This window comes from Bacillus sp. SIMBA_008, from assembly GCF_046535495.1.
Taxonomy (GTDB): Bacteria; Bacillota; Bacilli; order Bacillales; family Bacillaceae; genus Bacillus; species Bacillus subtilis.
Genome location: NZ_JAWRWL010000910.1, coordinates 1 through 251 on the forward strand (window position 1 = coordinate 1; position 251 = coordinate 251).

1 protein-coding gene is annotated in these 251 nt (G+C 58.6%); it reads left to right on the forward strand.

Translation table 11 applies throughout. The features are described from left to right. Positions 1-2: 2 nt before the first annotated feature. The coding region (locus tag SB658_RS26020; protein WP_410603374.1) for an SIS domain-containing protein at positions 3-251 on the forward strand (249 nt) is incomplete at its 3' end.

The following is a 251-nucleotide window of genomic DNA, read 5'->3' on the forward strand; positions in this document are numbered from 1 at the left end:
CGATGACGGGAAACTTGAATTCGCCATTGGCCCAACACGCCGACGTGGTCGTTTCTACCGCCGTGCCACGCGAAGCTTGCCCCCTAGGATTGGCTCCTACGGCAAGCACCACGCTAACGCTTGCCGTTGGAGATGCGCTGGCAATTTGCTTGCTTCAAGCGGCCCAGTTCAGTCCAAATGACTTTGCACAGACTCACCCTCATGGCGCCTTGGGGCGCCGCCTTCTTGTTGGCGTGAGGGATGTAATGGTG